Source organism: Arthrobacter sp. B0427-1-12, assembly GCF_059092905.1.
Window position 1 is genome coordinate 16,779 of sequence record NZ_JBNHIC010000014.1, and the last position, 25,461, is coordinate 42,239.

Annotated in this window: 20 protein-coding genes; 11 read left to right on the plus strand and 9 right to left on the minus strand. The window is 62.8% G+C overall.

The window, feature by feature from the left end:
• Positions 1 to 188: 188 nt before the first annotated feature.
• The 4 genes from AC5RWU_RS10545 to AC5RWU_RS10560 all read left to right on the plus strand — a co-directional run bounded on the left by AC5RWU_RS10545 (position 189) and on the right by AC5RWU_RS10560 (position 4,297).
• Positions 189 to 2,051 carry an alpha-amylase family glycosyl hydrolase gene (locus AC5RWU_RS10545; protein ID WP_494030631.1) on the plus strand — a complete coding sequence of 621 codons (1,863 nt, stop codon included), beginning with the start codon at positions 189 to 191 and terminating at the stop codon, positions 2,049 to 2,051.
• A gap of 189 nt (positions 2,052 to 2,240) precedes the next feature.
• The gene (locus AC5RWU_RS10550) at positions 2,241 to 2,648 is read left to right on the plus strand and encodes a hypothetical protein (protein WP_494030632.1); all 408 of its coding nucleotides are present in this window, start codon (positions 2,241 to 2,243) and stop codon (positions 2,646 to 2,648) included.
• 202 nt (positions 2,649 to 2,850) lie between these two features.
• The gene (locus AC5RWU_RS10555) at positions 2,851 to 3,318 is read left to right on the plus strand and encodes a DUF805 domain-containing protein (RefSeq protein ID WP_494030633.1); all 468 of its coding nucleotides are present in this window, start codon (positions 2,851 to 2,853) and stop codon (positions 3,316 to 3,318) included.
• 322 nt (positions 3,319 to 3,640) lie between these two features.
• On the plus strand, positions 3,641 to 4,297 hold the full coding sequence (locus AC5RWU_RS10560; RefSeq protein ID WP_494030634.1) for a hypothetical protein: 657 nt from the start codon (positions 3,641 to 3,643) through the stop codon (positions 4,295 to 4,297).
• A gap of 174 nt (positions 4,298 to 4,471) precedes the next feature.
• Here AC5RWU_RS10560 and AC5RWU_RS10565 read toward each other — a convergent pair whose 3' ends face one another.
• The 7 genes from AC5RWU_RS10565 to AC5RWU_RS10595 all read right to left on the minus strand — a co-directional run bounded on the left by AC5RWU_RS10565 (position 4,472) and on the right by AC5RWU_RS10595 (position 15,651).
• Positions 4,472 to 6,331, minus strand: coding sequence for a DNA/RNA non-specific endonuclease (locus AC5RWU_RS10565; protein ID WP_494030635.1), 1,860 nt, complete (start codon positions 6,329 to 6,331; stop codon positions 4,472 to 4,474).
• 11 nt (positions 6,332 to 6,342) lie between these two features.
• Positions 6,343 to 7,368, minus strand: a complete 1,026-nt coding sequence (locus AC5RWU_RS10570) for a zinc metalloprotease (RefSeq protein WP_494030636.1) — start codon at positions 7,366 to 7,368, stop codon at positions 6,343 to 6,345.
• An 89-nt stretch (positions 7,369 to 7,457) separates the two neighbouring features.
• Positions 7,458 to 9,863, minus strand: a complete 2,406-nt coding sequence (locus AC5RWU_RS10575) for a patatin-like protein (RefSeq protein WP_494036983.1) — start codon at positions 9,861 to 9,863, stop codon at positions 7,458 to 7,460.
• A complete protein-coding gene (locus AC5RWU_RS10580) occupies positions 9,860 to 11,587 on the minus strand; it encodes a peroxidase family protein (protein ID WP_494030638.1) in 1,728 nt (575 codons plus the stop codon). Before AC5RWU_RS10580 ends, AC5RWU_RS10575 begins: the two co-directional genes overlap by 4 nt.
• A gap of 146 nt (positions 11,588 to 11,733) precedes the next feature.
• A complete protein-coding gene (locus tag AC5RWU_RS10585) occupies positions 11,734 to 13,602 on the minus strand; it encodes a GMC family oxidoreductase (RefSeq protein ID WP_494030639.1) in 1,869 nt (622 codons plus the stop codon).
• Between the two features lie 209 nt (positions 13,603 to 13,811).
• Positions 13,812 to 14,252, minus strand: coding sequence for a hypothetical protein (locus tag AC5RWU_RS10590; RefSeq protein ID WP_494030640.1), 441 nt, complete (start codon positions 14,250 to 14,252; stop codon positions 13,812 to 13,814).
• A gap of 1,021 nt (positions 14,253 to 15,273) precedes the next feature.
• Positions 15,274 to 15,651, minus strand: coding sequence for a hypothetical protein (locus AC5RWU_RS10595; RefSeq protein WP_494030641.1), 378 nt, complete (start codon positions 15,649 to 15,651; stop codon positions 15,274 to 15,276).
• Positions 15,652 to 16,164: 513 nt separating this feature from the next.
• Between AC5RWU_RS10595 and hutU the strand changes: the two genes are divergently transcribed.
• The 4 genes from hutU to AC5RWU_RS10615 all read left to right on the plus strand — a co-directional run bounded on the left by hutU (position 16,165) and on the right by AC5RWU_RS10615 (position 21,493).
• Positions 16,165 to 17,835, plus strand: a complete 1,671-nt coding sequence (gene hutU, locus AC5RWU_RS10600) for a urocanate hydratase (RefSeq protein WP_494030642.1) — start codon at positions 16,165 to 16,167, stop codon at positions 17,833 to 17,835.
• The gene (gene hutI / locus AC5RWU_RS10605; protein WP_494030643.1) at positions 17,835 to 19,007 is read left to right on the plus strand and encodes an imidazolonepropionase; all 1,173 of its coding nucleotides are present in this window, start codon (positions 17,835 to 17,837) and stop codon (positions 19,005 to 19,007) included. The genes hutU and hutI overlap by 1 nt, the downstream gene beginning before the upstream one ends.
• Positions 19,008 to 19,029: 22 nt before the next feature.
• A complete protein-coding gene (hutH, locus tag AC5RWU_RS10610; RefSeq protein ID WP_494030644.1) occupies positions 19,030 to 20,592 on the plus strand; it encodes a histidine ammonia-lyase in 1,563 nt (520 codons plus the stop codon).
• A gap of 193 nt (positions 20,593 to 20,785) precedes the next feature.
• Complete coding sequence (locus AC5RWU_RS10615) at positions 20,786 to 21,493, plus strand: AfsR/SARP family transcriptional regulator (RefSeq protein ID WP_494030645.1); 708 nt, start codon at positions 20,786 to 20,788, stop codon at positions 21,491 to 21,493.
• Between the two features lie 9 nt (positions 21,494 to 21,502).
• Here the strand turns inward: AC5RWU_RS10615 and AC5RWU_RS10620 are convergent, their stop codons facing one another.
• Positions 21,503 to 21,682 carry a hypothetical protein gene (locus AC5RWU_RS10620; RefSeq protein ID WP_494030646.1) on the minus strand — a complete coding sequence of 60 codons (180 nt, stop codon included), beginning with the start codon at positions 21,680 to 21,682 and terminating at the stop codon, positions 21,503 to 21,505.
• A gap of 842 nt (positions 21,683 to 22,524) precedes the next feature.
• Between AC5RWU_RS10620 and AC5RWU_RS10625 the strand changes: the two genes are divergently transcribed.
• Both AC5RWU_RS10625 and AC5RWU_RS10630 read left to right on the plus strand, forming a co-directional pair.
• Positions 22,525 to 22,725 carry a hypothetical protein gene (locus AC5RWU_RS10625; protein ID WP_494030647.1) on the plus strand — a complete coding sequence of 67 codons (201 nt, stop codon included), beginning with the start codon at positions 22,525 to 22,527 and terminating at the stop codon, positions 22,723 to 22,725.
• Between the two features lie 5 nt (positions 22,726 to 22,730).
• The gene (locus tag AC5RWU_RS10630; RefSeq protein ID WP_494030648.1) at positions 22,731 to 22,949 is read left to right on the plus strand and encodes a hypothetical protein; all 219 of its coding nucleotides are present in this window, start codon (positions 22,731 to 22,733) and stop codon (positions 22,947 to 22,949) included.
• A 216-nt stretch (positions 22,950 to 23,165) separates the two neighbouring features.
• On the opposite strand, the gene AC5RWU_RS10635 is transcribed toward AC5RWU_RS10630, so the two are convergent.
• Positions 23,166 to 24,749: an NCS1 family nucleobase:cation symporter-1 gene (locus tag AC5RWU_RS10635; RefSeq protein WP_494030649.1), complete on the minus strand. Its 1,584-nt coding sequence runs from the start codon at positions 24,747 to 24,749 to the stop codon at positions 23,166 to 23,168.
• A 182-nt stretch (positions 24,750 to 24,931) separates the two neighbouring features.
• Here AC5RWU_RS10635 and AC5RWU_RS10640 point away from each other — a divergent pair, with 182 nt between their 5' ends.
• Positions 24,932 to 25,423: a hypothetical protein gene (locus AC5RWU_RS10640; RefSeq protein WP_494030650.1), complete on the plus strand. Its 492-nt coding sequence runs from the start codon at positions 24,932 to 24,934 to the stop codon at positions 25,421 to 25,423.
• Positions 25,424 to 25,461 lie beyond the last annotated feature (38 nt).

The window sequence follows — 25,461 nt, forward strand, 5'->3', positions numbered from 1 at the left end:
CGTTACGGCGGCGTTATCTGAGCTAGGACGGCGGGCTCCCGGTGTCCCCGCGACTATAGCCGGCGGCTCGAACCAGTCGGGAGCGTAACGGATGGGTAACGCCCACACTCCTAACATGAGGGCGCACGGCACGCGACATGCTTCTGGTTTCACCACTCATGTCTTCACTGAATACGAGGAGTCACACAATGGCGACGCGCCTTGATCAAATCGACTGGGACAATTTAATTCAACGTTCTTTCCACCCGTCGCCCTCGTCCTGGGCAGATCAGGTTTTATACTTCCTACTCATCGACCGTTTTTCAGACGGGCAGGAGGATGGCTATCTGGATATTGCCGGTGCACCCGTGGCAGGTAGCACGCCGCGATTCGAGGCCCGTGACAACGCCAATGCATTGTCCAGTGAACAGGATGCTGCTGCCTGGCGCGCGGCCGGAGGGACGTGGGTGGGTGGCACCCTCGAGGGCGCCCGGTCCAAACTGGGCTACCTTCAGCGAATGGGCGTTACCGTGCTGTGGATCAGCCCGGTACTGCGCCAGCGTCCAGGTACGGACGACTACCACGGCTATGGGACACAGGACTTTCTGGAGATCGATCCCCATTACGGTACGCGCGAGGACTTGCGTGAACTGGTCCGGGAAGCCCACGCGGCGAATCTGTACGTAATCCTCGACATCGTTCTGAACCATACCGGAGATGTGTTCGGCTACGTCCAAGACCGGTACACGACGTTCGACCCGGATTCCGGCAGGACCTACATTGATCCCCGCTGGGATGGATCACCCTATGCCGTCGCCGGCTGGCGCGATGGCGCGGGGGCGGCGTCGCTGCCTTTCCCTTATCCAATCGATCCTGCCCAGCCCGGCAGCGGCGTCTGGCCGGCCGAGTTGCAGCGTGACGGAACTTTCACCGCCCGGGGCCGGATCAACAACTGGGATTACAATCCGGAATTCCTTGAGGGAGACTTCTTCGGTTACAAGGATGTCTGGCATGGCTCCGGACCGGTTGATGAGTACCGGCCCTCCGAAGCACTACGGAATCTGACCACCGCCTACAAATACTGGCTTGCCTACGCCGATCTTGACGGTTTCCGCGTGGATACCGTCAAGCACATGGAAGCCGGTGCGACGAGATACTTTGCGTCCGCAATCCACGAGTTCGCACAATCTATTGGCAAGGACCGTTTCTTTCTGGTTGGCGAGATCACCGGCTCACGAGGTTTCGCCGTCAAACTGATGGAGGAGACCGGGCTGGACGCTGCGCTGGGCCTGGCCGACGTGCAGGCGAAACTTGAGGGCTTCGTTAAAGGGCGGTCCTGGCCGGAGGAATATTTCTCGCTGTTCCGCAATTCCGTGCTGGTAGGCCAAGGGAGTCATACATGGTTCCGCGACCACGTTGTCACCTCCTACGACGACCACGATCAGGTTCGCAATGGTCACAATAAGGCGCGCTTCGCGGCGGACGACGACGGCAGGCTGCTTGCGCCCGCCGTGCTCGCTGCGAATGTCACAACCTTGGGGATCCCCTGTGTCTACTACGGCAGCGAGCAGGGCTTTGACGGTGCGGGTGGCCATGATCGCTACATCCGGGAGGCCATGTTCGGTGGCAACTTTGGACCATTCCGAAGTGTCGGCCGGCATACCTTCGATGAGACCTCCTGGCCCTACAGGGTGCTTGCGGACGTATTGGCCATCCGCAATGGCGAGCTCGCCCTGAGCCGAGGCCGGCAGTACCTGCGCGAAATCTCCGGAGACGGTGAACACTTTGGCTTCCCGCGCGGCTTCGGCTCGAGGACCGAATCGGTTATTGCCTGGAGCCGGATCCTGTCCGACCGGGAAGTGGTCTGCGCCATCAACACTGACACCCGTCGGGCGACCACGGCGTGGGTGACTGTCGATTCAGGTTTGCACTCGTCAGGGGACAACTACATCTACCGGTACTCCACCGATCCGGCGGAAATCGGTTCCGTGGCGAATGTCGAAGAGCGCAACGGCCGGGCCATCCGACTGACGGTGCCACCGGCCGGCTTTGTTCTTCTTGCGCCCGCATGAACGAGTGGGTTGAACCCACGGAAATATAGCTATGAAGTTGCCGGGAGCGCCGGCAAGGAACGCCCGGCTCCCGTCCCAGGAGCGGGACGTTGCATTGGTAGTTTCTACCGGGGACCGTTATCGAGGTGTTACCGAATAGGGGGTGACGAACTTGTTGAAGAGATCAACGAAAGCCTCCTGACCTTTGTCATGGCCATGCGGTTCAACCGGGACCCCGCGGCTCTCACTGCTGCCTACACGGACTGGTCGGTCGAAACGGAGCAGATCAATACCAAGACCCGCGTGTACTTCGAGGGCACAAACGACTCGCACATTCCGTGGGCAGGCGACGATGATTCGGAACTCCACCAAGACTGGGACGACTACTCACACAGAATTGATGAGCTGTACCGTCCGATGACCGAGCACAGAAATGAGTTGGTTGATCTGGTCGAGTTGCGCTTCCGGACCGAGAGCCTGGAGGTTCTCGCCGCCCCGGCACCGGCCGGCGGCCCGGGAGAGGAGCACCGGCAAGCCTGGCAGGACCTCGTTAACCAAATTGTCGACCTCAAGGGAGACATTCTGCAGGACGTGATCGACGCAGACCCCAACCTGTGACAGTGTCTGGCGCGGGTTTATTTCCTGCTGGTTGCATCCGTAAGGTGACGGAGGCCGTGATGGGAGCTGCCGCCGTCGTTCTTTCTTAGCTTCGGCTCCGCTGGCGCTCCGCTCAGCCAAATGGGCCGAGCCCTTCCACTGAGTTTCTCGCGTGCCCAGGATGATCTGGTCGTCACTGGCATCACCAGTAACAGGGGGAACCGTGACTTATCCGCAGCAACCGGCTCCAGGCACGCCGACAAACCATGCTGAACCGCCGCTGTGGGCGCCGTACTCCGGGGCTACGTTCGCCGCGGCGGTGCGGCGCTTCTTCAAGAAGTACGCCATGTTTGATGGCCAAGCCAGCAGGAGCGAATACTGGTGGTGGTTCCTGGTCGCCATCGTAGTCAGCATCGTCCTGCAGCTCATCATCTACTCCGGCGGCACCACCACGGAAACCAGTTTCTTCGTTACGGCAACAGGGCCCGGGGCCGTGATTGGAAGCATCCTGGCCATAATCTGGGGACTGGCCACCATTGTGCCGTTCCTGGCATTGGCCGCGCGGCGGCTGCACGACGTCAACATGAGCGGTTGGCTGATCCTGATCGTGCTGGTGCCATTCCTGGGGGCACTGGCTCTGCTGATCTTCATGCTGCTGCCGTCGAACCCGGCGGGACAGCGGTATGACTGACTCCAGGGTGCGTACGTCTGATCGATCTGAGAGCTGACGACAAGAGCCCCGGCGTGAGATCACGCCGGGGCTCTTGTTCGCAGACGCTGCCAGTTGTTGGTCGGCTGGGTGCTCAGGCGGTACATAAAGGCCGCCATGGCGTCCCGGTTGACAGGCTGGTACGGACGGTAGGTGTCTGTGCGGTGAGGTAACGCACTGGTAACACACGTACTTGTACATTGCTGCTGACGATGGAACCAATGAGAGCCCACCAGCTACCGAATTTATTTCAACGAAATAGGTGTCCGTGCCCAGAAGGCACCACAAGCACGAGGTCAACGAAATGACAATCGACACCGGCTCCGCGAAATCGCGAGGTGAAGGCGAAGGCACAGTCAAGGAAAGAAAAGGCTGGCGTAAGTGGTGGCCGCCTTCACCGGAGACTAAAGAGCATCTGATTCACCCATTCATCCTGCTGGTATTCGCGGCAGTTTTTACCGGCGTCTTGGTTCCCCATGTGTCCCATACATGGCAGGTCCATGCTGAGGAGCTGGAGATAAAGGACGAACTTGTCAAGGAAATCAATGACGCACTCGTCACCTTCGTGATGGACATGCGCTTCAGCGAGAAACCACAAGCCTCCTACAAGCAATGGGCAGTTGAAAAGGAACAGATCACGACCAAGATTGACATCTATTATGATCAAACGAGTGGCGGCGCCCATCTGCACGAACTATGGGAAAACTATGCGAAGAGGATTGATCAGCTCTACCAATTCACTCGCGAAAACAGAGCCGGATTGAAGGCCGACCTTGAGCGGCACTTCAATACTGACACCTTGGAAGTGCTGGTGTATCCAGACACCCCACCGCTTCCGGAAGATAGCTACCACAGCCAATGGGAATTGATGGTTGGCGACATCATCAATCAGAAAGCCCAGGTCCTCCAAGAAATCATCCGCGCGGACACCAACCTCAAACACAGCATCTTCGTTCCGTAGTTTCCTGCATTACCTCAGTAGTCCCACGGATCTAGGGGCACAGATGCTTCGATAGCTCGCACAGGTTCCGTTTGCAAGACCTCCAGCCCCAAGACCTCCAGCCCTTGGCCTAACCAACCCCAGGGATCTAGGCTTCGCTTTCGTGGAATCATCACGTTCCCGAATAAACAGATCTCACCACTCAATGTCGGAGGGACTGTTGAGGGGTCGTCGGACGCGAAGAGATTCTGGGGCTGTGAACGTGTCAGCGTTCCGTAGTTCATCGGGGAACCGCAAGTGCGTGCGTTCCTCGATTTCGGACAGGGAAACCTGGAAAACGCGGAACTCGTCGAGCTCAAGTGCCTCCACTTGGTTGAGGTTTTGGGTCAGCAGGAATGCCCGGCTCTTCAGATGTCCCTGTTCGACGTAGGCGAGAATCTTCCAGTACTCGCGCGGGATCTGCGCGTCCCGGTACCGGCGGTCGTCGTCGTGGAAGACCGGTCCACCGAAGACGCTGACCTTCAGGTTGGCGACATCGACGTCGGCGAACAGTGCGTCCTCGATCCGGCCCCAGACGCCGTTCTGGCTGTTTTGGTTGAAGTCCTCCATCTGCGGCGCGATGTTCGTGAAGCAGAACGAATCCTTGTTGGCATGCTGCGCTTCAGGCATGGGGCCCCAGAGCACGTCGGCGCGGCGGGCGAGATGTCCGCGGTCGAGGTTGTTGTCGCGGTAAAGCTCGTTGCCGTGCTGGTACCGGTCCGGGATGCGGTCGTCGTAGACAAAGTCCAGCCCTTTCCGACTGATCTTCTTCAGCGTGCCGCCGTCGATATTCCAAGCGACCCACCGCGCGAGCCGCCTCGATTTGCTGAGCGTCAGTGAGAAGTGCGTGTACGGGACGACTTCGGACCCGTCGAGGGAGATAGCGTCTTCCCGCAAGGCCGGGTCGACGGTCGGTGGATCGATCCGGCGGTCGAGAAAGCCGTTGTCATATCCGCTGTTTGCAGTCTCGGCTGCCGCCGCGGGTGCTGGAGCCTGCAGGGAGATTCCGAGTTTTTCGAACACCGGCTCAGGCAGGCAGGCAAGGGCATGATCGTCAGGGTTGCTTCCGGTCTCGCCGGCGAAATGGAGCCCTGCGATCACCGGACTGGCTTCTCCGTCAGTGTCCTTGAACATCCAGACTGCGCCCGAGTCACCGCCTTTGCTGATCTCAGCATCGGCGGCCGGGGTGACCGGGTCGGGACCGATTTCAAAGCAGCCGATGGTGTGCTCACCTGCGGAATCGTAGGACAGCTTGACCATGGTTTCGATGCGTCGGACGATACCGTGCGTCACTCCGGTTGTGCGGCCGCACTTGACGACCTTGTCACCCAGCTCTGGCACTCCCAGCAGTTCGGGTGCGACCCCCAGCCCGTCGATGCCCGGTTCGAAGCGGCGCTCCTCGATGGAGGCGACTGCGCAGTCACCGGCAATGCCTAGGTAGGACCTTATCAGTCGGCCAAGGCGGTTGCGGTTAATCCGGTTGTCATCCAGCGGACCCGGCTGGACGACGTCGTCCCCGAGGGCTCCGTGGGGGCTGTGCAGCACGTGCCAGTTGCTGAGAATCAGCGGCGTCCCATCGTTCTTGTCGTATACGATGCAGCCGATCGTGCCCGCGCTGACCTTGGTGTGTGCCACGCTGACGCCGGGCACGATGGGGTCGACGCGGCCCTTACCCCGGGGCGTTTCCGGTTCGGCCACGACATGGAACGAGGGCTCGTAGCTGCGCTCGATAATATCTGTGGGCACAGTGACGCCGTCGACTTCAATCGATTGCGGTATCGCTGTGGTGTCGAGGGATTCCAGCTCTTCCGGTCCGACTTTCTCATCGACGGTGAACTGGAGCGAAATGGTCTCCGTTGGTCTCCCGTCGGTGACTTTGTAGCCGACGCCGATGGAGGAAATGTTCGGATCCTTCAAGTAGTCATTGCCTTGCGTTCTGATGAACCGGCGCAGGGCCGCCAGCAGTTCCTCGTTCGAAGGCGATGGCTGTGCAGCGGAATTCTTTTCGGCGGACATGGCATGCTCCTTCAGACAGGCAGGCCGGAGAAGGCGCTCAGCAGTTCGGCCGCTCTGTCCCGAAGTGCCCCGTCGAGGCTGTCGGCGGATTCCAAGCCGGCTCCGGCGGCTGCCTCTACGGCATCGAAGGCTGCGGAGGCCCGTTGCTGGAGGGCGGACAGGGCGTCAACCTCGTGCGGGTACAGGAGTGTCAGGCCGCGCTTGTCACCATTGGACAGGTTGATTCCGTTGCCGGCTGGTGCGCAGCTGCTCGGATTGGTTTTGTAGAAGAACGGCGGGAATCGGTACAGCATGACTGATTCCTTATCGAAGGGACCGGCGATCAGATCTGGGTCCTCCTGGGTGCGCAGGTTGTGGTCGACTTTGTTGCGAGGCCAGTGGTTGGGTGCGCCGGCGAGATAGGTGTAGATCCCCGGACGTCGTCCCTGCCCGTCGGGAACGAAGACGCCGCGGGGGTCCTGAGTTGGAAGGTAACCGTCGTCGTCGTCCCACCGGAACTCCTGCTGGCAGGTACCGCGCATATTCTGATGCGAGTGGTGGAAGGCCAGCGCGTGCAGGAACTCGTGGCGGACCGTCCCTTCCCATCCCGGGGGCTGGGCCGCGGCAAACCCGCCGAGATTGAGGCTGCGCTGGCAGGGTCGGCCGCCCACGGAGCTGTTTGGGGTTCCGATCGTCGGGTCGTTGCTGTCAGTGCCGACCAGTGAGAAATACCCGCCCAGGTCAAAGCTGACCCGGATTTCGGCAGAGTACTGTGTATCGTTCTCTTGCCATCGGCGGTACTGGCCGGAACCAGAGCGGCCGAAGTCCAGCTCCAGATTGCACGCGTCGGTGATTTGGCGGGTGGCGTTCGCGATGTCTTCGTGGAGCCGGGTGTCGCCGTCGAGGAATGCGACCCTCACCGCTGAACCGGGCACCCATCTGGCCAGGTCGGAGACGAGGAACTCCAGCTCCGCTCCGCCGTTGGCAACCTGGCGCCGCCAAAAGTTCCGGACCTCGATCGAGGCTAGTACTTCATCGGGAAGTGAATCCAGATTCATCGGACAATCCTTAAACCATGTGAGTTAATGCTGCTGATACGTCGACTGGGACGGCCGGGGTGGTTGCGGTCTGCTGCTCAGGACGCTGATTAGGGGTCAGCGGCCTTGGCCATGTTTGCCGGCGTCAACTTTCCTGCTCCTGTCGCGGCAGCCTGTTCCTCCAGTCTGGCGATGGCCCGTTCCAGTAAGGGCCGCAGGTCCTTGGGTCCGGATCCCCGCAGCGCCGGCAGCGCTTGCTCTTCAGCGAGGATGGTGTGAAACGCTGCGGCGAGCTGTTTGTTTGTGATGTTGGGATTCATCAAGCGCATCAACAATTCAGCGCCGTCCAAGCGGCCCCACAGATAGTCGTTTTCGCGGCGTCGGCGCTGAAAGAACCCTCCGAACCGCCCCCAGCTGGTGCTGAGGATTTTGGGGCCGTCCCAGGGCAGGGCGCGCGCCACGTCCGGGTTAAAGCGGTCCACCCTGATCTGTGCGGACTGCTGGATCTGGGTCAGTGCAATGGCCGGGAAACTGGTGATGTCCCAGAGCGGGAAACCAGCGAAACGGGCCAGCAGGCTGCCGCGGACGGGCTCGGGCCAAGACTCGGTTTCGGCCTGGAGATCAGCCCAGAGGTCCCGACTGAAGTCTATGAGTTCTTCGCTGATCCAGTTCCTGACATGCTCCATGACCTTCTCGAGCTGGGCCGCGTGCTTTTTGACGTATTCCCGGGGGTCCTTTGCCAGCCACGGCTTGAGCGTTGCCGGACCGAAAAGCCCGGATACTTCGGTCTCAAGGTCTTCGCCCATTCTGCCGGGGATGTCCCACAGCCGCTGCAGCGCCTGATAAGTTCTGGCCTTGGCCTGGTCCACTTCCGCCCGGCTGGGGGAGGTTGTTCCAGACGTGTAGAGCTCGTTTAGACCCGCGAGGACAAATTTCAGTCTTCGTTCGCGGAATGCAAGGTCGTACTGGCGCAGGAAGGCATTGACGCCGGTGGATCGGTGTTCCCGGACCTCCGCGAGGTTTCCGATCCACTGCGTGAGTGCCTCCCGGAGGAACGCAGCGGCGCTGGAACTCTCTGGGTAGCCGAATGCCGCAGCGGTGAGATCGCTGAAGCTGCGGGCCACTGATTGGAGGCGCAGCTTCTGGTAGGTTTCCAGGTTATCCCCGAGCCTGCAATCCGCTTCGCTGTGCATGTCCCGGATGACTCGAACTATGTCCCCGTAGTCTGATTTACCTTCATTCCAAAGGTCGTGGCCGGACAGCGTGGCCTGGATTTCCGGCAGGCGCTCGGCTGCAAGTTCGGTGAGCCTGCGGATTCGCTCATTGCGGTGCCGGATGGTGAAAATCTCATCCAAAATGGGTTCGTTGCGCGGGATGCCGGAGAGCGCCGCCAGGACGGTGCCGAGCCAGTTTGGTTTGCCGGCGGCCCGCCGTGCGGTTGCGTTCCGTGCCGGTTCACCTGCCGGGGGTGCCAGAGTCGGCTCCGGCTGGATGTAGATGATGCGGCGGTCGACTTCGGAGCCGGCGGGCTTACGGTCGATGGCTCTGATGGCGTACTCGAAGGGGTGATTGTCCAGAACCCCGCCATCCACAAACCAAGTGTTGCGGGGATGGTCATCCCATTCGGTGTATTCGGCGAAGAATTCCCGGGCGAACCGCTCTACATCGAAGGAGCCGCCGCCGTTCTGCCTGAGGGCTTTGGTGAACTCGTCGAGCGTGACGACAGGGAATGCGCCAGGGTAGCTTGACGTTGCCCGCGCCGCAAAGGTCAGGTCTGCGTTGTAGTTCGGTGCGAACTGGTTTCTCTGATGCGGCTGCAGCGGCCGCGCCGGTCCGTTCGGTGCGAATGTCTGGAAATGCAGCACATGCCGGTGAGTGCGGTCGCGCAGCGGTTGGCTGTCCGGAGAAACGGTGACATACCTGCGATATCCGCGGCCGTCGGTGAGGGTGACAAAGAGGTCCAGCGATTCCCCGACTTCAATGAGCGTGCCGTGTCCGCCCGGCCGCGGGCCGACTGTATCCATCTGGCAGAGCCCTTGATAAAGGTTGCTGACCATGCGGTCGCCGCGCAGGGGGGCCGCCTTGGTTTCCCCGCGACTGAACAGCAGGCGTGCTCCGAACAGGCCCAGCCGGAACCAAGATGGCCCGAAACCGGCGAGCAGCTTCTTGATGTCCCCCTGATTGAGCCAAAGCTCCCGCAGAGGCGCCTGGGAAAGGTCCCCGGCCACGGCTTTGGCCAGGTACACCCCGTTGATGCCGCCGGCGGAGGTGCCGGAGATGACATCGAGGACAACCCTCAGGGGCTCCTTCCGGTCTTCGCCGGCGCGAGCCAGCTCCTCCCGGTACAGCCGTCTCGTTCCCTCGGCGCCGTCTTCGGGCCGGCCGTGCCAGTTGACCGCTGAAGCCACCAGCAGTTCCTGGATTTCCCGGCAAATGCCGAACATGTAGACGGCCAGAGATACCCCGCCGGTGCAGACCAACGCCAGGCGCAACTCCCGATGCGGTTGGGCGTTCATGGCTGCGGAACCGGGTATTGCCACGGGGTGAAGGCGTTCTTCAGTCCCTGCAGGGGAGCTGCGAGTTCGGGAAAGTGTCTGGCCAGGACCGTGCCGAAGGTGTTGTCGGCAATCCAGTTCAGCCCAGCCTGCGAATAGACCTCCGGGCGGTAATCGACGGTGAAGAATCGGTCGCTGTTCAGGCGCCTGGAGGCCATCAGGATGAAAATCCGGAAGGCGGTGTCACTGAACGCGAAGCCGCGGGGACGCCTCTCACCGAATAATCCGACCAGGAGGTCAACCTTCTCGATGTCGTTTCCGTAGAGCCTACGCAGGGCTGCCACATCATCGGCGTCCTGTGCCAGCTCTTCGAAGGACCGGGCGGGTTTCAGGTGCAGGAGCCGGCGGAATTCGTTGTATCGGGGTACGCCCTGTTCACGTTCGCGGAGAATGTCAGTGGCGGCCAGATCCATCAATTCACCGTCCGGGCGTTCGAAGGTCTGCAGGAACTTCGGGAAGTTGTGCAGCGTGACGAGGCCGGGGTGCATCGTGCCGAAGGTATAGAGCGCGTCGGTCAGCGACACGTTTTGCAGGGCTGCAAAAGAGCCGACAGGACCGGCTAGATCCCGCAGCGTGGCGTGCCACAGCGGACGGTTGTCCTCCACGCTGCGGAAGGCATAGTCATCCGGAATCAACGGATGCATACGGTAGACCGCGGCGAATTCCTCGGTGATGGCATAGGGCACTCCATAGTGGTTTGTCGGGGAACCCGGAATTCCGCTGATGACTTCGCTGTTGCTCAGACGGCCGAAGTATCGGTGGAGGCGCTCCCCCTGGAGGCCCCACCAGTTGAGTCGAAGGGCGGCGGCCGTCGTCGGGTGGCTGATGACAGCCGGGGTCCATTCCACTGTGTGGATCTTGGCAATCAGGGCGGCATTGATGAGCCGAGCCCGCTGGAAATACTCCTCATCGGACCAGGTCGGATATTCCGCGCGCAGCCGGTCGCAGATGGAGTTGTGCTCGAGCCGGAACAATGTCTGCAGCATCAGTTGGCCCAGCCAGAAGCCAGGCTTGTGGGTGGGGTCCTCGGTGGTGCCGGCGGGTCGAGGGGGCAGTCCATCGTCGCCGATGCGGAGTTGTCCACTGGTACCGGAGCGGAATTCCCGCTGCTGTTGCAGATTGTTCCCGTAGAGCTGCGAGGCGTCCCACCAGTGGGTTTCGGTGTTGATGAAGGTGGGCGGTGCTGTATCGTCCGGGGAACGGGTCGGATCCGGGATCGTGCGGCGGATGCGGAGAGGCCGCTCGGTCCAGGGGTCGTCCTGGAGCAGTTCGATCTCCCACCGGTCGCTGTCGAGTCCTTCGCCGTGGTCAAACCAGTCGCTGATCATGAACTGGAGCCAAGCGGCGGTGAGTGCATTGACTGAAGTTGCGGGAATGAGTTTGTCGCGCGTCAGCAAAGCCCGGCTGACTTCCCGCGGATTGGGGGAGAGTAACTCCTCCGGCCTTTGACCGGTCTTTTCCAGGGGAACATTCCGGCCGAAGCGGGTGCCGGCTTTCCCCATGGACGGGTCAGTCAGGTCGTTGTCCGCGCCGTCGGCGCTGCGGAACCGGAACGGTGACCCGGGAGCGGCAGATGATCCTGGATACGGCAGAGTTGCGGGCAGGACATTGGTGTCGAAGAGGTTGTGCTTCCGCAGCGTGGTTCTGAGGCCGACAAGGACGGCCAGGCCGAGAAATCCGGGCAACCGGTCCCAGCCGATAGTTCGGTCCAGGAATGCGGCCGAACTCTCATAGCTACGCCAGAATATCGAGTCGTGGTACTTCTGCGGCTCCTGTGACCGCGAGGAGCTTCGTATGTTTCTGAGAATCTGAGGGCGTATGAAGTGCATGACTATGTCCTAGGAATCCTTGTCGTTCTGTGGGTGAAAACGTTCGAAGCCCCGTGCCGGCTCATGCGACTGGCCAGACGGGTCAGGACGCTGACATCGGACAGGATGACGTCGCTGGCCTTTTCTGCGGCCATATGGATTGCCGTGGCGATGAAGAAGCCGGGTATGGACGGGAAGATGGAGGCATCGACGACCCGCAGATGTGAGACGCCCTTTACCCGGAACCGGGCATCGACGACGGCCATCGGATCGTCGGGTTTGCCGATCCTGCAGGTGCAGGATGCGTGGTGGCCCCAGGCCTGGTTCCTGATGAAGGTCCGCAAGTCCTCCGCCGACTGCAGCGACGGTCCCGGAACGATTTCCCGTTCGGTCACGGTGCCGGCGTTGCGCATGATCCTGCGGGCGAGCCGGACGCCGGCCAGCACGGCCTCCAGATCCTCGCCGCTGTCATTGCCTTCGGTAAAATACCGGAAGTTGATTTCCGGCTTATCGCGCGGATCGGCCGAACGTAGCGTGACGTATCCTGCGGTGTTGTTGGTATGGGACTTTAGAACTGCCCAGGTGAAGAAATTCCGGGCTCCCTCCAGCGCCCGGGAATAGCCGGGGTAGTAACCGGTGAACCGCGTGGGAAGTCCAAAAATGAACAGATCCGGGTCCGGCCGCGACGGACTGGATTTTGCCGTGATGCCGACGACGACACCATTGCTGGTGTAGACCCCCTCACCTTTCTCCCATTCCTGAAAGGCGGGCTCGGGATCCGATCCCGGCACAGGAGCGGTGAAGGATTTTCCCAACAGCAGAGGGAAGTCCGTTTTCATTTCCGACACGACGCCGACTTCGTAGCGGTCCTGAAGTCCCTTGCCCACGCCCGGCAGGTCAACCCGCACTTCGATTCCGTGCTTCCTCATGTCCTGGGCCGGTCCGACGCCCGACAGCAGGAGAAGCTGAGGAGTGTTGAACGCACCTGCTGCAAGAATCACCTCCCGCCGGACATACACGTGACGGACTGCCGGAAGCATACCGTCCCCGTCGGCGCGCGGATCAGCGCGGTAGGCATGCGGGGACTCAATGTACTCCACCCCGATCGCCCTTTTGTTGTCGATGAGGACCTTGGTGGCGAGGCAGTGGGTGCGTACCTCCAGATTGTCCGGGTATTGTTCCGCCACAGCTCGGATCCGCTCACGGGTTCCGTTTCTGCGGCCCCGACTGGTTGCCATCGGCACGAACCAGACCCCCTGGGCGTTCTTCTCCCGTGCCCGCCAGTCATTGGGATCAAAGAACGTATTCAGTCCTTCCAGAGGCGCCAACGGTCGTTTCAGGAAGTGACTGAGCGATTCTTCGGCTGCCGCTGCAATAATCTTGAGCAACTGCCGGTCACCGAGTGCCAGCCAGGGACTGGCGAGGCTCGTGCCCAGCCAGCCGCTAAAGCCATGCCGACTGCGGTTCGTGAAGCGGTCGGACAGCAAGGGGATGCGTCCGAGCCAGGGGAAAGGAGCCAGCCAACGCGGCGGCAGCAGAGGCGGCGGTACATAATGGCACCGTTCGAGCCGTTCGAAGTACCGTTGCATCCGCCTGCTGTTCCATGACGGGTCTTTGGTTAACTCGGCGAGCTGATCCCAGTCGCGGTTATGGGGGCAGACCGTAATCATGGCGTGATGGGCGGTGCAGCCCCCTAATGTTCCCGCCCGTGGATACAGGACCCCGTCCTCTTCCGCAACGAATTTTTCATCCAGCAATTGCTGGCGGTCATCTGAATAGTGCCTGACGTAGTAGTCCCAGCGCTGCCGAATGTCTTCGGTTGCCGCAGCATGGAATCCGGGAACCTGATAATTGAACGAGTGGTCGTCGCCGCCGGCCTCGAGTAAGAGCACTTTCATCCCGGCCTCGGCCAGGTTCGCTGCGATAGGCCCGCCGCCGGCTCCCGACCCGACGACAACGTAGTCATATTCTGATGACCGGTCGCCTAGCTCAGGCCTCTGTCTAGATTCTGGGGCGGGAACAGAGCGGGAACGGCCGACTGCGGTGTCACTCCGGTACGGGAAGACCATGGCTGATCTCCTTCCCCTTAGAGCAAAGGGACCTAGCGTTTGCGGGCCAGGAAAGACAGCACCGTATTGAATGCTGATACGGTGACAAGCATGATGCCGATTCGCTTCGGCAGCTTGCCGTATCTCGCGGCCAGGAAAGCCGCAATGGTATCGCTTCCATGGATAACAGGGGCGAGATTGGTCGCATGGTCCAGCGCAGAGCCTTTGAGGAGCAGCAGTTCTAGACCGATGACAATAGTCCTGACGCCGAACAGCCGGAATGCGTATTTCGCTGCTGTCCCGTTCCCTCCGTATTCCGGGAACCTGCGGACTAGTACGTGGGGTGCGATCAGGGCAACGGTTCCAAAAGTAAGTCGAATTACTCCAAGTGATTTTCGGGCCGCAGCACCGGAATTGGGTCGGACCATGGCAATTTCCTTTACTCCTGATGATCCATGGGGAAGTTTCCGTTTGATGTTTATCTGGCGGAGCATCAGAATGCTTCGAAAATAGTTAGTGACTCCATATATATTCATCCTTGAACGTAGGATGAAGTTCCAAGGTTCAGAATCGGACCAATTATGGAATTATCGACACTCCATCTTTCCTGTATCACAGGCGCGCCTAAAGTTGACGTGAAAGTGATGGCAGAATCTTCAACGGTTATGTATCCCTGATCGAACCATCCCAATTCGTCATTGGCCCATACGTAGGATCCATCCTGCCCGATTTCAAGCCACCAATCTGAACTGTCCCCGGGCCCGCCATTCCACATTCCCACAAGTTGAACCGGCGGTTCATTAGGTACAGCCGGCAGGACCGGTGGTTCGTTAGGTTCGGCTGGCGGGGCCGGGGGGAGGCTAGGTGCAACTGGCAGGTTCGGACGCGGAGTCATGGGTACGGATGGGTTAGTAGGTGTTTGGGGGATCACTGGCACCTCCTCGGTTGGTTCCGCCCGACTGGTAGGTGCCTGGGGGATGGGTGAGCCAGCTTCGGTCGTTGCAGGCCGGGGTATGGGCGCCGCCGGTGGGCGCGAATTTTGCTTGTCTGTAGCAGTTGTCGAGACCTGGGGTGACTCGGGCTGAATTGGAGCGTCTGTCGAGCTGCAGCTTGAGAGCAGAAGGATCCCGAGAATTAGCACAATGCGCGAAGTCTTGTTCATGATGTTGTCCCAGAAGGAAGCGGGCCAAAGTTCAGCCGGAAGAAGCTTCATCCGCCGGCAGGGAAGGGCAAGTCGCCCTTACTTTGGTGGCTGCGGAGCGAATCCATTCTTACCCTCGTCGTCGCTGTCTGGAGCGATCGGAAAGTCACCGAATCCGGTGCGATGAAAAGCTTCGTCGTCGCTCACCGGTGTCGACATCCGGAGCGCGTACTGTGCGGTCGAAGCTAGCTTAGGCAATGCGCTCACCGCCTCGGTAAACGCGAGACTGGTCATTTCACTTTCATGCGCGGTTACCGGCCCTAACTGACCGGATCTTGGAGCCCTGATGAATATGCCAGCCAACCAGGACAAAGCTAGCCGATACAGGAGATCTCGATAATGACGTCTCCATAATCTGGGACATTGAACCTTATATCACCGCCACCGTCGCCGGGAATGCCAAACACTCCAGGTCGCCATCTTTTGATTTTTATTACCTTGTCAATATGGTACTTCAGTTCCAAGGAAATACTCGCCGACCGGTTATTGCCAAGTTTCCCGGAACGCCAGATGGGAAGTGTGGTGGGATAGTCTGCAGCTATATCAAACTCCACCCATTCTCCAGAGCCATTCGCAACATTGAACTTTAGAGTACCTGGCACCTCGTGTGTATCGTCGTAGCGCCAGGTTCCTCTCGGCTTGAAAATGCCTCCTCGTTCATCGAACTGAATTTCATCCTCACGAATTGCCATCTGTATCGCCTATACTCTCAGTTCATGCCGCATTGCAGCGGCCATTTGGGGGGTTGCATCTACACGACGCTCTAAGATTTGCAATAGGGCCGTTATCCAAACGTTACTGGTCCATGCTTCATCAAAGCCCTTCTGCTTTGCGGGGATGTCCATTTGCAGCTACCCGCTTTCTGGGGGCAGGCTCTGCGGACTCGGATCCGAATGGGCCGTGACGGGCCTTCCTCAACCTTCGGCGCTTAGCCACGCACCGCCTTCGTTCTTTTGGGTTCGATTCCGCTGCGCTCCGCTCAACCATCGCCGCTCAACTACCGCCGCTTGGTTTCGAATTCGCCTTGGCAGGCGTCCCTCAACCGCCAGTTCCCGCTGTCTGTAATCCAGGACAACGCCACTTAAAAACCCTCGCTCGGGCGCTCCAAAAGCGGTTCCATGGATACATCAGCGGATCGCCCCCGGTCACCGGAGACCGCGGGCACCCGCTCTCCAGAACCTCAGAGAACGAAAGCAGGACCCACGATGGCACTTCCCGGAGCCCGGCCCGTGAGGGCCGCCCGCGGCACCCGGCTGACCGCGAAGAACTGGCAGACCGAGGCGGCGCTGCGCATGCTGCACAACAACCTGGACCCGGAGGTCGCCGAACGCCCGGATGACCTGGTGGTGTACGGCGGCACCGGCCGGGCCGCGCGCAGCTGGGAGGCGTTCGACGCGATCACCCGCACGCTGCAGACCCTGGATGCGGACGAGACGCTGCTGGTCCAGTCCGGCAAGCCAGTGGGCGTCTTCCGCACGCATGAGTGGGCACCGCGCGTGCTGATCGCCAACTCCAACCTGGTGGGGGATTGGGCCACCTGGCCGGAATTCCGCCGGCTGGAGGCCGAGGGCCTGACCATGTATGGGCAGATGACCGCAGGCTCCTGGATCTACATCGGTACCCAGGGCATCCTGCAGGGCACGTACGAGACCTTCGCCGCCGTCGCACGCAAAAGGTTCGCAGAACAAGGGGCGACCCTGGCCGGCACGCTGACCGTCACCGGCGGCTGCGGCGGCATGGGCGGCGCCCAGCCGCTGGCCGTCACCCTGAACGGGGGAGCGGTGCTGATTGTCGACGTCGACGAATCCCGCCTGCGCCGCCGCGCCGCCACGCGCTACCTGGACGTGGTGGAGACGGACCTGGACGCCGCGCTTCAGATGGTGCTGGCCGCCAAGGCCGAGCGGCGCGCGCTCTCCGTGGGCCTGGTGGGCAACCAGGCCCAGGTGCTGCCGGAGCTGCTGCGCCGCGGCGTGGACGTGGACATCGTCACGGACCAGACCTCCGCGCACGATCCGCTGAGCTACCTGCCCATCGGCATCTCCGTGGCGGACTGGCACGCCGAGGCCCAAGGGGACCCGGAGGGCTTCACCCGGAAGGCCCAGGCCTCCATGGCCCAGCACGTGCAGGCCATGGTGGAATTCCAGGACCGCGGCGCGGAGGTGTTTGACTACGGCAACTCCATCCGCGACGAGGCCCGCAAGGGCGGCTGTGAGCGCGCCTTCGACTTCCCCGGCTTCGTCCCCGCCTACATCCGCCCGCTGTTCTGCGAGGGCCTGGGCCCGTTCCGCTGGGTGGCGCTCTCCGGCGACCCCAAGGACATCGAGGTCACCGACCGCGCCATCCTGGAGCTCTTCCCGCAGAACCAGCACCTCAAGCAGTGGATCACCGCCGCGCAGGAACACGTCCAGTTCCAGGGCCTGCCCGCCCGCATCTGCTGGCTGGGCTACGGCGAACGCCACCGGGCCGGCCTGCTCTTCAACAAGCTGGTGGCCGAGGGCAAGGTCTCCGCGCCGATCGTGATCGGCCGCGACCACCTGGACTCCGGCTCCGTCGCCTCCCCATACCGCGAGACCGAGGCCATGGCCGACGGCTCGGACGCCATCGCCGACTGGCCGCTGCTCAACGCCCTGCTCAATACCTCCTCCGGCGCCACCTGGGTCTCCATCCACCACGGCGGCGGCGTCGGCATCGGCCGCTCCATCCACGCCGGCCAGGTCTCCGTAGCAGACGGCACTGAGCTGGCTGCCGCGAAGCTGGAGCGGCTGCTCACCAACGACCCGGGCACGGGCATCATCCGCCACGCCGACGCCGGCTACCAGCGGGCCGTCGACGTCGCCGCCGAGCGCGGCGTCCGCCTCCCGATGCGGGAGGGGTAATGTCCCTGCTGGTCACCAACATCGGCTCCCTGGTCACCAACGATCCGTCGCTTGGCCGCGGTCCGCTGGGGATCCTCACCGATGCCGCCCTGGTCACGGACGACGCCGGCCGCATCGCTTGGGTGGGCCCGTCAACTTCCGTGCCGTCCGGGGCTGCTGACTCCCGGGTGGATGCCGGGGGCCGGGCGGTGATCCCGGGCTTCGTGGACAGCCACGCGCACCCCGTCTTCGCCGGGGACCGCGCCGAGGAGTTCGCCGCCCGGATGGCCGGGCGCCCATACTCTGCCGGCGGAATTGCGACGACGGTGGCCGCCACCCGGGGCGCGTCCGATGAGGAGCTGGCCGGCAATGTGTCCCGGCTGGTGGACGAGGCCGCGCGCTCCGGGACCACCACCATGGAGATGAAGTCCGGGTACGGTCTCACTCTTGCGGACGAGCTGCGCTCGCTGTGCATTGCCCGGTCCTTTACCGAGGAGACGACGTTCCTGGGAGCTCACGTGGTGCCTGCCGAATACCGTTCGCGTTCCGATGATTACGTGGACCTGGTGATCCGGGAGATGATCCCGGTCTGTGCTGCGCATGCCAAGTGGGTGGATGTCTTCTGCGACCGCGGCGCCTTTGACGCGGACCAGGCCAAGGCGATTCTGACCGCCGGCATGGAGCACGGGCTGCTGCCGCGGCTGCACGCCAACCAGCTGGAACGCGGCCCCGGCCTGCAGCTGGCGGTGGAACTCGGTGCGGCATCCGCGGACCATGCCACGTTCGCTTCCGCGGCGGACATCGAGGCGCTCGCGGGCGGCTCGACCGTGGTGACGCTGCTGCCCGGCGCGGAGTTCTCCACCCGGGCGGTGTATCCGGACGCGCGTCGGTTCCTGGACGCGGGCATCACTGTGGCCCTGGCCGCCGATTGCAACCCCGGCTCCAGCTACACCACCAACATCCCGTTCTGCATCGCCGTCGCCGTGCGGGATATGCACATGACCCCGGACGAGGCCCTCTGGGCCGCCACCGCCGGTGGCGCGCAGGCGCTGCGGCGGACGGACATCGGCCGGCTCACTGTCGGCGCCCGCGCGGACTTCAGCCTGCTCGACGCCCCCTCCCACATCCACCTGGCCTACCGCCCCGGCGTGCCCCTCATCCGGCAGACCTGGCGCCACTGCCGGCCCATCTGACCCACCAAACGAAAGCAACATCATGAACCCCGCCCGACTTGAAGCCCGTACCGGCATCCGTCCAAAAACCATTAGGTCGGGAGCCGCCGGCACGACACTCGAGGACGTTGTCGCCGTCGCACGCGACAACGCCACCGTGGTGCTGGACGGCGCCGCCCGCGCCCGGCTGGAGGAGGTCCGCCGGCACATCGACGCGCTCGCCGCCTCCGAAACCCCCGCCTACGGCATCTCCACCGGCTTCGGCGCGCTGGCCACCCGGCATATCCCGCAGGACAAGCGGTCGCAGCTGCAGAAGTCGCTCATCCGCTCGCACGCCGCCGGCATGGGCCCGGCCGTGGAGCGGGAGGTGGTGCGCGCGCTGATGTTCCTGCGCGCCAAGACCCTGGCCTCCGGCGTGACCGGCGTGCGGCCGGTGGTGCTGGAAACCATGCTCGCCGTGCTCAACGCCGGCATCACCCCGGTGGTGCGCGAATACGGATCGCTCGGCTGCTCCGGCGATCTGGCGCCGCTGGCCCACTGCGCCCTGGTGCTCATGGGCGAGGGGGAAGCGGAAGGGCCCGACGGCGTCGTGCGTCCCGTGCCGGAACTGCTCGCGGCGGCGGGGATTTCACCGGTGGTTCTGGCGGAAAAGGAAGGCCTGGCGCTGATCAACGGCACAGACGGGATGCTCGGGCAGCTGCTGCTGGCCATCGCAGACCTGCGTTCCTTGTTGGATGTGGCGGACTTGACGGCCGCGCTGTCCGTGGAGGCGCTGCTGGGCACGGACCAGGTGTTCCTGCCGGAGCTGCACTCGGCCCTGCGGCCGCACCCGGGGCAGGCCGTCAGCGCCGACCATATGCTGCGCGTGCTGGCGGATTCGCCGATTGTGGCGTCGCACCGGGTCGGGGATACGCGGGTACAGGATGCCTACTCGCTGCGCTGCGCACCGCAGGTGGCCGGCGCCGCGCGGGACACCGTGGAGTACGCGCATTTGGTGGCGTCCCGGGAGCTGGCCGCCGCGATTGACAATCCCGTGGTGCTGCCCGACGGCCGGGTCAGCTCTAACGGCAACTTCCACGGGGCGCCGGTGGGGTACGTGCTGGACTTCCTGGCCATCGCTGTGGCGGACGTGAGTTCCATTGCCGAGCGGCGGACGGACCGGCTGCTGGACCCGGCGCGCTCGCACGGGTTGCCGGCGTTCCTGGCCGATGATCCCGGCGTGGACTCGGGGATGATGATCGCGCAGTACACGCAGGCCGCGCTGGTGTCGGAGAACAAGCGGCTGGCCGTGCCGGCGTCGGTGGATTCTATTCCGAGCTCGGCCATGCAGGAGGACCACGTGTCCATGGGCTGGCACGCCGCACGGAAGCTGCGTAAGGCCGTCGATAACCTGCGCCGGGTGCTGGCGGTGGAGCTGGTGGCCGCGTGTAGAGGTCTGGAACTGCGGGCACCACTGGAGCCGGGGCCTGCTGCTTCACGGGTTCTGGGGGTGCTGCGTTCCGCTGTCCCCGGGCCCGGCACCGATCGCTTCCTGTCCCCGGAACTAGAGGCCGCCGAAGAGCTCATCCGCAGCGGAGCAATGTGGGAGGCCGCCGGCCTGGACTGACTTTCACCACCTCCCGCCCCACCTTCCGCCTCTCCCCACCTTCCGCGAAACCTCAGTTTTGCTGGTTTTCGAACTCATTCTTGACAACTGCTGAGGTTTCGCGGGAAGTGGTGCCAGTGCCATACGGCATGAACTGGGGTAGATTCAGGAACGTTCCAACTGCTGGATGGATGGGCCAGGACAGGGGGAAGACGTGGGCGACCGCTTTCAGCTGACGCTCTTAGGCTCGTGGCAACTGCGCCGGAACGACGACGTCGTGCACGTCGCGGTACGGCAACAACGGCTCATTACCGCGTTGGCCATTTACGGCCCGCGTCCCCGCAGCTACCTTGGCGGACTGCTGTGGCCGGAAAGCCCTGAGCACCTTGCCATGGAAAGCCTGCGTGTGGCGGTGCATTCGATCACGCATCAAGTGCCGGGCCTGCTGGTCAATCGCAACGGCATTCTGTCGCTCGGTGAATCGGTGGAAGCAGACCTGCACCAGGTCCTTGCATTGATCCGGGAACTGGACCATGGCAGCCTCGACGGCTCAGTGCGCTCGCAGATCGTCCGGCTTCGGGACGTTGAACTGCTTCCCGGCTGGTACGACGACTGGGTTCTCCATGAGCAGGCCAGGCTGCGGCAGGCGCGGCTGCACGCCTTCCACGCCGTCGCCGGTTACGGTCTGGCTAATCAGGACTATGAGACGGCGCTGGAGGCGGCGGAGGCCGCGGTGGAACTGGAGCCGCTCTACGAAAGCGCCGTCCGGCTCCTGATCCTTGCCGAACACAAACTGGGCAACAACGCTTCCGCGCTGCGCGCCTTCGAACGGTACCGTGCCAAGCTGAAAGACGAGATGGGTATCGCGCCCACCGAAGCCCTTGTCCGCTTGGTCACCAGTCTGCGGCAGCCGGGCCCGTAGCTCGTTGGGTTACTCGCTGTCGGAAGGTTCAGCCAGTGAGGCCAGCCATTGCCGGACCGATTGCAGGACATCCTCCGGCGTGTTCGCATACTCGATCTGCGGCTGCCCCTCGGAAGCCTGAGAGAGAAGCAAGCGGGCCCGGAAGGCATTCCCCGCAGCGGGCTCGGACCAGATCTCGATGCTCAGCACTCCTCGGGCACCAGGAAGAGCGGACTGTTGCCTGTCGTCAAATGTCACTGCTGTCCAACCTGTCTTATGGCCGGGCTTGCTGAATTGGTGCCCAATCCGTCCGGCCATGTCGAGCCAATTTAATTGCCAATACGTTACCGGAGCATTACCTGGTCTGTCTGTCAGTCTCTCTGCTGGCGCAGGCGCCTCCTCGTCGACTCTGACGAAACCGCGGGAGCGTCCTGCGCCGTCTTGAAGCTGTTCCAAGAGGAAAACCCAGATTGCCGGATAAGGCTCAAGGCAACGACCGGCTTTCTACAAGGAAAACGAAAGATCTGGTCAGGATTTAATGATCCACCTATATTGGGTCAGCAACACGTGCACGAATGGGTGGTCAATTGAGCATCTGCTGCTGAGCTACCGCGGGATTCACCCGGACATCGTTGCCGTGCCCCGGCTGCTGGGTCTTTAGCGGACTCCGCAGGGGTCTGCGCCAGAGGCAGGGAAACGAGCGGCGGCGGTCCCAGTGGTACCGCCGCCGCTCGCTGTCCGGACGCCCCCGTTCAAGACGTCCGCGCACTGCGCCCGCGCGGGCCCATGTGCAGGGCCTGCGCGTTGGGGGACTCACGCGGTTTCCTGCACATGGAGGAATGGCACATGTGCCTGATTGATCGTTGTAAGTCGAGCTTGTAAAAACCTTGGGACGGCTGGTTTCGACTCCGCTGGCCCTGCCCTCGACCACCGCCACCCTTCCCTCCCGTAACCTCCCATGATAGGAAGTAAGTACCCTTAGTATTTTTCCGGGCTGCAGGGGTCCGTCCTGTTCGACGGAAACGAAGCGACAGTCTTGGAGGTCTGACCGGATGTTTTCCACAAGCAGTGGCCAATCCGGACAGTGGCGTGCCGATGCCGCCACCCACTCATCCGGATTCCCGGTTCTACGAACCACGGAACTGCCCAACGCCATGGAGAAGATGGCCGGCACGGTGCAGGACAAGCTGCACAAGGACGATTCAACAGGTAAACCGGTACGGCAAAACAGAAACAAACAAGTGAAGGAGTAAGCGAAATGTTAGTGAAGAAGCTGTCGGACATGGGAATCAAGAGCGAGCACGCCTACATGGCCGCGTTCGCGTCGATTGGGCTGTCCATCATTTCCTGGTTCACCAGCAAGAAGACGGAGAGCGCAGGGATTGACCGCGCGGACCGATGGGGCATCTTCGTCGGGCAGTGGGCCCCCACCTTCTTCGGCCTCGGCGTGGCTTTGCGGGGCTACGAGGAGAAGTAGCCCCGAATGGACCGATGGCGGGCACCGTTGGGCCCGCCATCGGTCCGGTTAAAGGCTGTGCGCGGCGGAACGGCCCTGCCGCACCCCCCCGCCGAAACCCCAGTTTTTGCGGGTTTTCGGAGTCATTTTCAGCAACAACTGAGGTTTCGGCGGGGGTAGTGCGGGTAGTGCGGCGGGGTTGTGCGGGGGAGCGGGGGCCTCCCGCCTGATAGCCGGTCAGTGCTTCGGGGCGACGGCGATCGACTCGCCGTCGACCTGGTGGAACGTCGCGTGGCGGTCCATGATCAGCAGGTAAATCACGGCGGCCAGGATCGCGCCGATGAACCAGGAGAAGCCGGAGATGTAGGTGAACGCCGGGACCAGGGCCAGTACCAGGGCGACGGCGGCGGCCGGCGTGCCCGCGATGATGGCCTTGCGGTTGGTGCCGCGGAGGTAGGCGTATTCCCCGTCTGGGGATTCCGAGTACAGCTGCGGGACGTTGATCTGGCCCTTGCGGACCAGCCAGTAGTCGGCCATGATGACGCCGAACAGCGGCCCCAGGAGCGCGCCCAGCCCGCCGAGGAAGTACACGATGACCAGAGGGGAGTTGTAGAGGTTCCACGGCAGGATCACCAGGCCTATCACGGCGGAGACGATGGCGGCCCGGCGGAAGTTCAGGGTGCGGGGGAACAGGTGGGCCAGCGTGTAGATGGGCGCCACGAAGTTGGCCATGAGGTTCACGGCCACTGTCAGGATGATCAGGGCCAGGCAGGCCAGCACCAGCAGGAACGTGTTGGGGATGGCATTGACGACGTCGGTGGGAGACTCGATGACGGTCCCGTCGATCCTGTACTGGGCGCCCGAGAGGACGACGACGATCGCAGCGAAGAAGAGCATGTTGATGGGGATGCCGAAGAAGTTGCCGCGCACCACCGACCGCTCGGAGGGCGCGCCGCGGGTGAAATCGCAGAAGTTCAGCACGAACGTGCCGTAGATGACCACCCACAGGGCGGCGGACTGGAGGGTCCGCACCCACATCTCGGCCCCGGTCAGCGAATCCGCGGTGGACCAGGCGATGGACCCGCCGGCCTGCACGAACATCCACACGGCCAGGGAAAGCATGGTGAGCAGGATGATGGGGCCGGCGACGGCTTCGTACTTGCGGATCATCTCCATGCCGAAGCTGACGATGGCGACCTGCACCGCCCACAGCGCCAGGAACGCGGCCCAGCCCAGCGTGGACAGGCCAAGGAAGGAGTTCGCATCCAGCGGCGCCAGCGACGGGGCGAGGGCCAGGACCAATACCCGGAGCACCACCGAGGCCAGGTAGGTCTGGATGCCGAACCAGGCCACGGCCACGGCGCCGCGGATGATGGCGGGGATGTTGGATCCGCGCACGCCGAACGCGATCCGGCTCATGACCGGGAACGGCACTCCGGTCCGTTCGCCCATGACCCCGGAGAGGTTCAGGAGCAGGAACAGCAGGACGGACCCGAGCAGGAAGGCCAGCATGATCTGCCAGGCGCCCAGGCCCAGGGCGAACAACCCGATGGCGAAGGCGTAGTTGCCCAGCGAGTGCACGTCGTTGGCCCATAGGGTGAAGATGCTGTAGGCGTGCCAGGTGCGGCCCTTGCGCGTGGTGGGCGCCAGATCCTCGTTGTAGAGCCGGGGGCTGACGCCCGCGGGCACCTGTTCCGGGGCCTTCGGCTCTCCCCGCACGATCTCTTCCACCGCCGGATCCCCGGTGCCCCACGGCTCCGGATCAATCAGGTGCGGATGCCCGTGCTCGTCATGCGAGCCAGGAGGGTGCTGGTGGGACATGGTTCAGACCTCCCTGGGCGGAGAAGGCGTTGCCCGGAACCGGGTGACCAGATAGAGGAACTTTAGCGCAGCCCGCCCGGTCGGGAAATGGCCCCGGGCCAGGTTGCCGCCAGCGGTGGCTGAGCGAAGGTCGCTCGGTACAAACCCTGCCTTCTGTGAGATGAGTCACTACACTGGAGGCTATGAGTAATCGATCGGCACTACTGCTGCTTGGCACGATCGTCGTCCTGGCCGCCACCGGTTGCCGGGCAACCAACCCGCCCGCGACCGAGACCATTACGGCCGTTCCTCCCAGCCCTCCGGCAACCCAGACAGCCACCGGCGAAAGCACCACCGGCGCTGCCACGGAGGCCGGCAGCCGGTGCGTTGCCGCCGATGCTGCCGCCGAAGCCATTGCCGAACGGCTTGGCCCGGAAGCTACCTACACCGGAGTGAGTGCCGCAGTGAAATCGGAGGACTTCGACTCCATCTACATGGTTGCCCTGCAGGTCACTACCGCCGGGGACCAGGAAGAGGCGGTCTTTGCCACAAGCTCGCTCGAATCACCTGAGAACATCATGGCCCTGAACAGCGTGGCCCAGGAGAACTCCGACTGGCCTGCCCCGGACGCAAACGCCGAGGTCACGTTCAGCAGTGACGGGGCATCGGACGCCATCGCCTGTGTCCTGGACTAACGGCCGCATGAAGATATCGAAGAACCCACAAAGGAGGC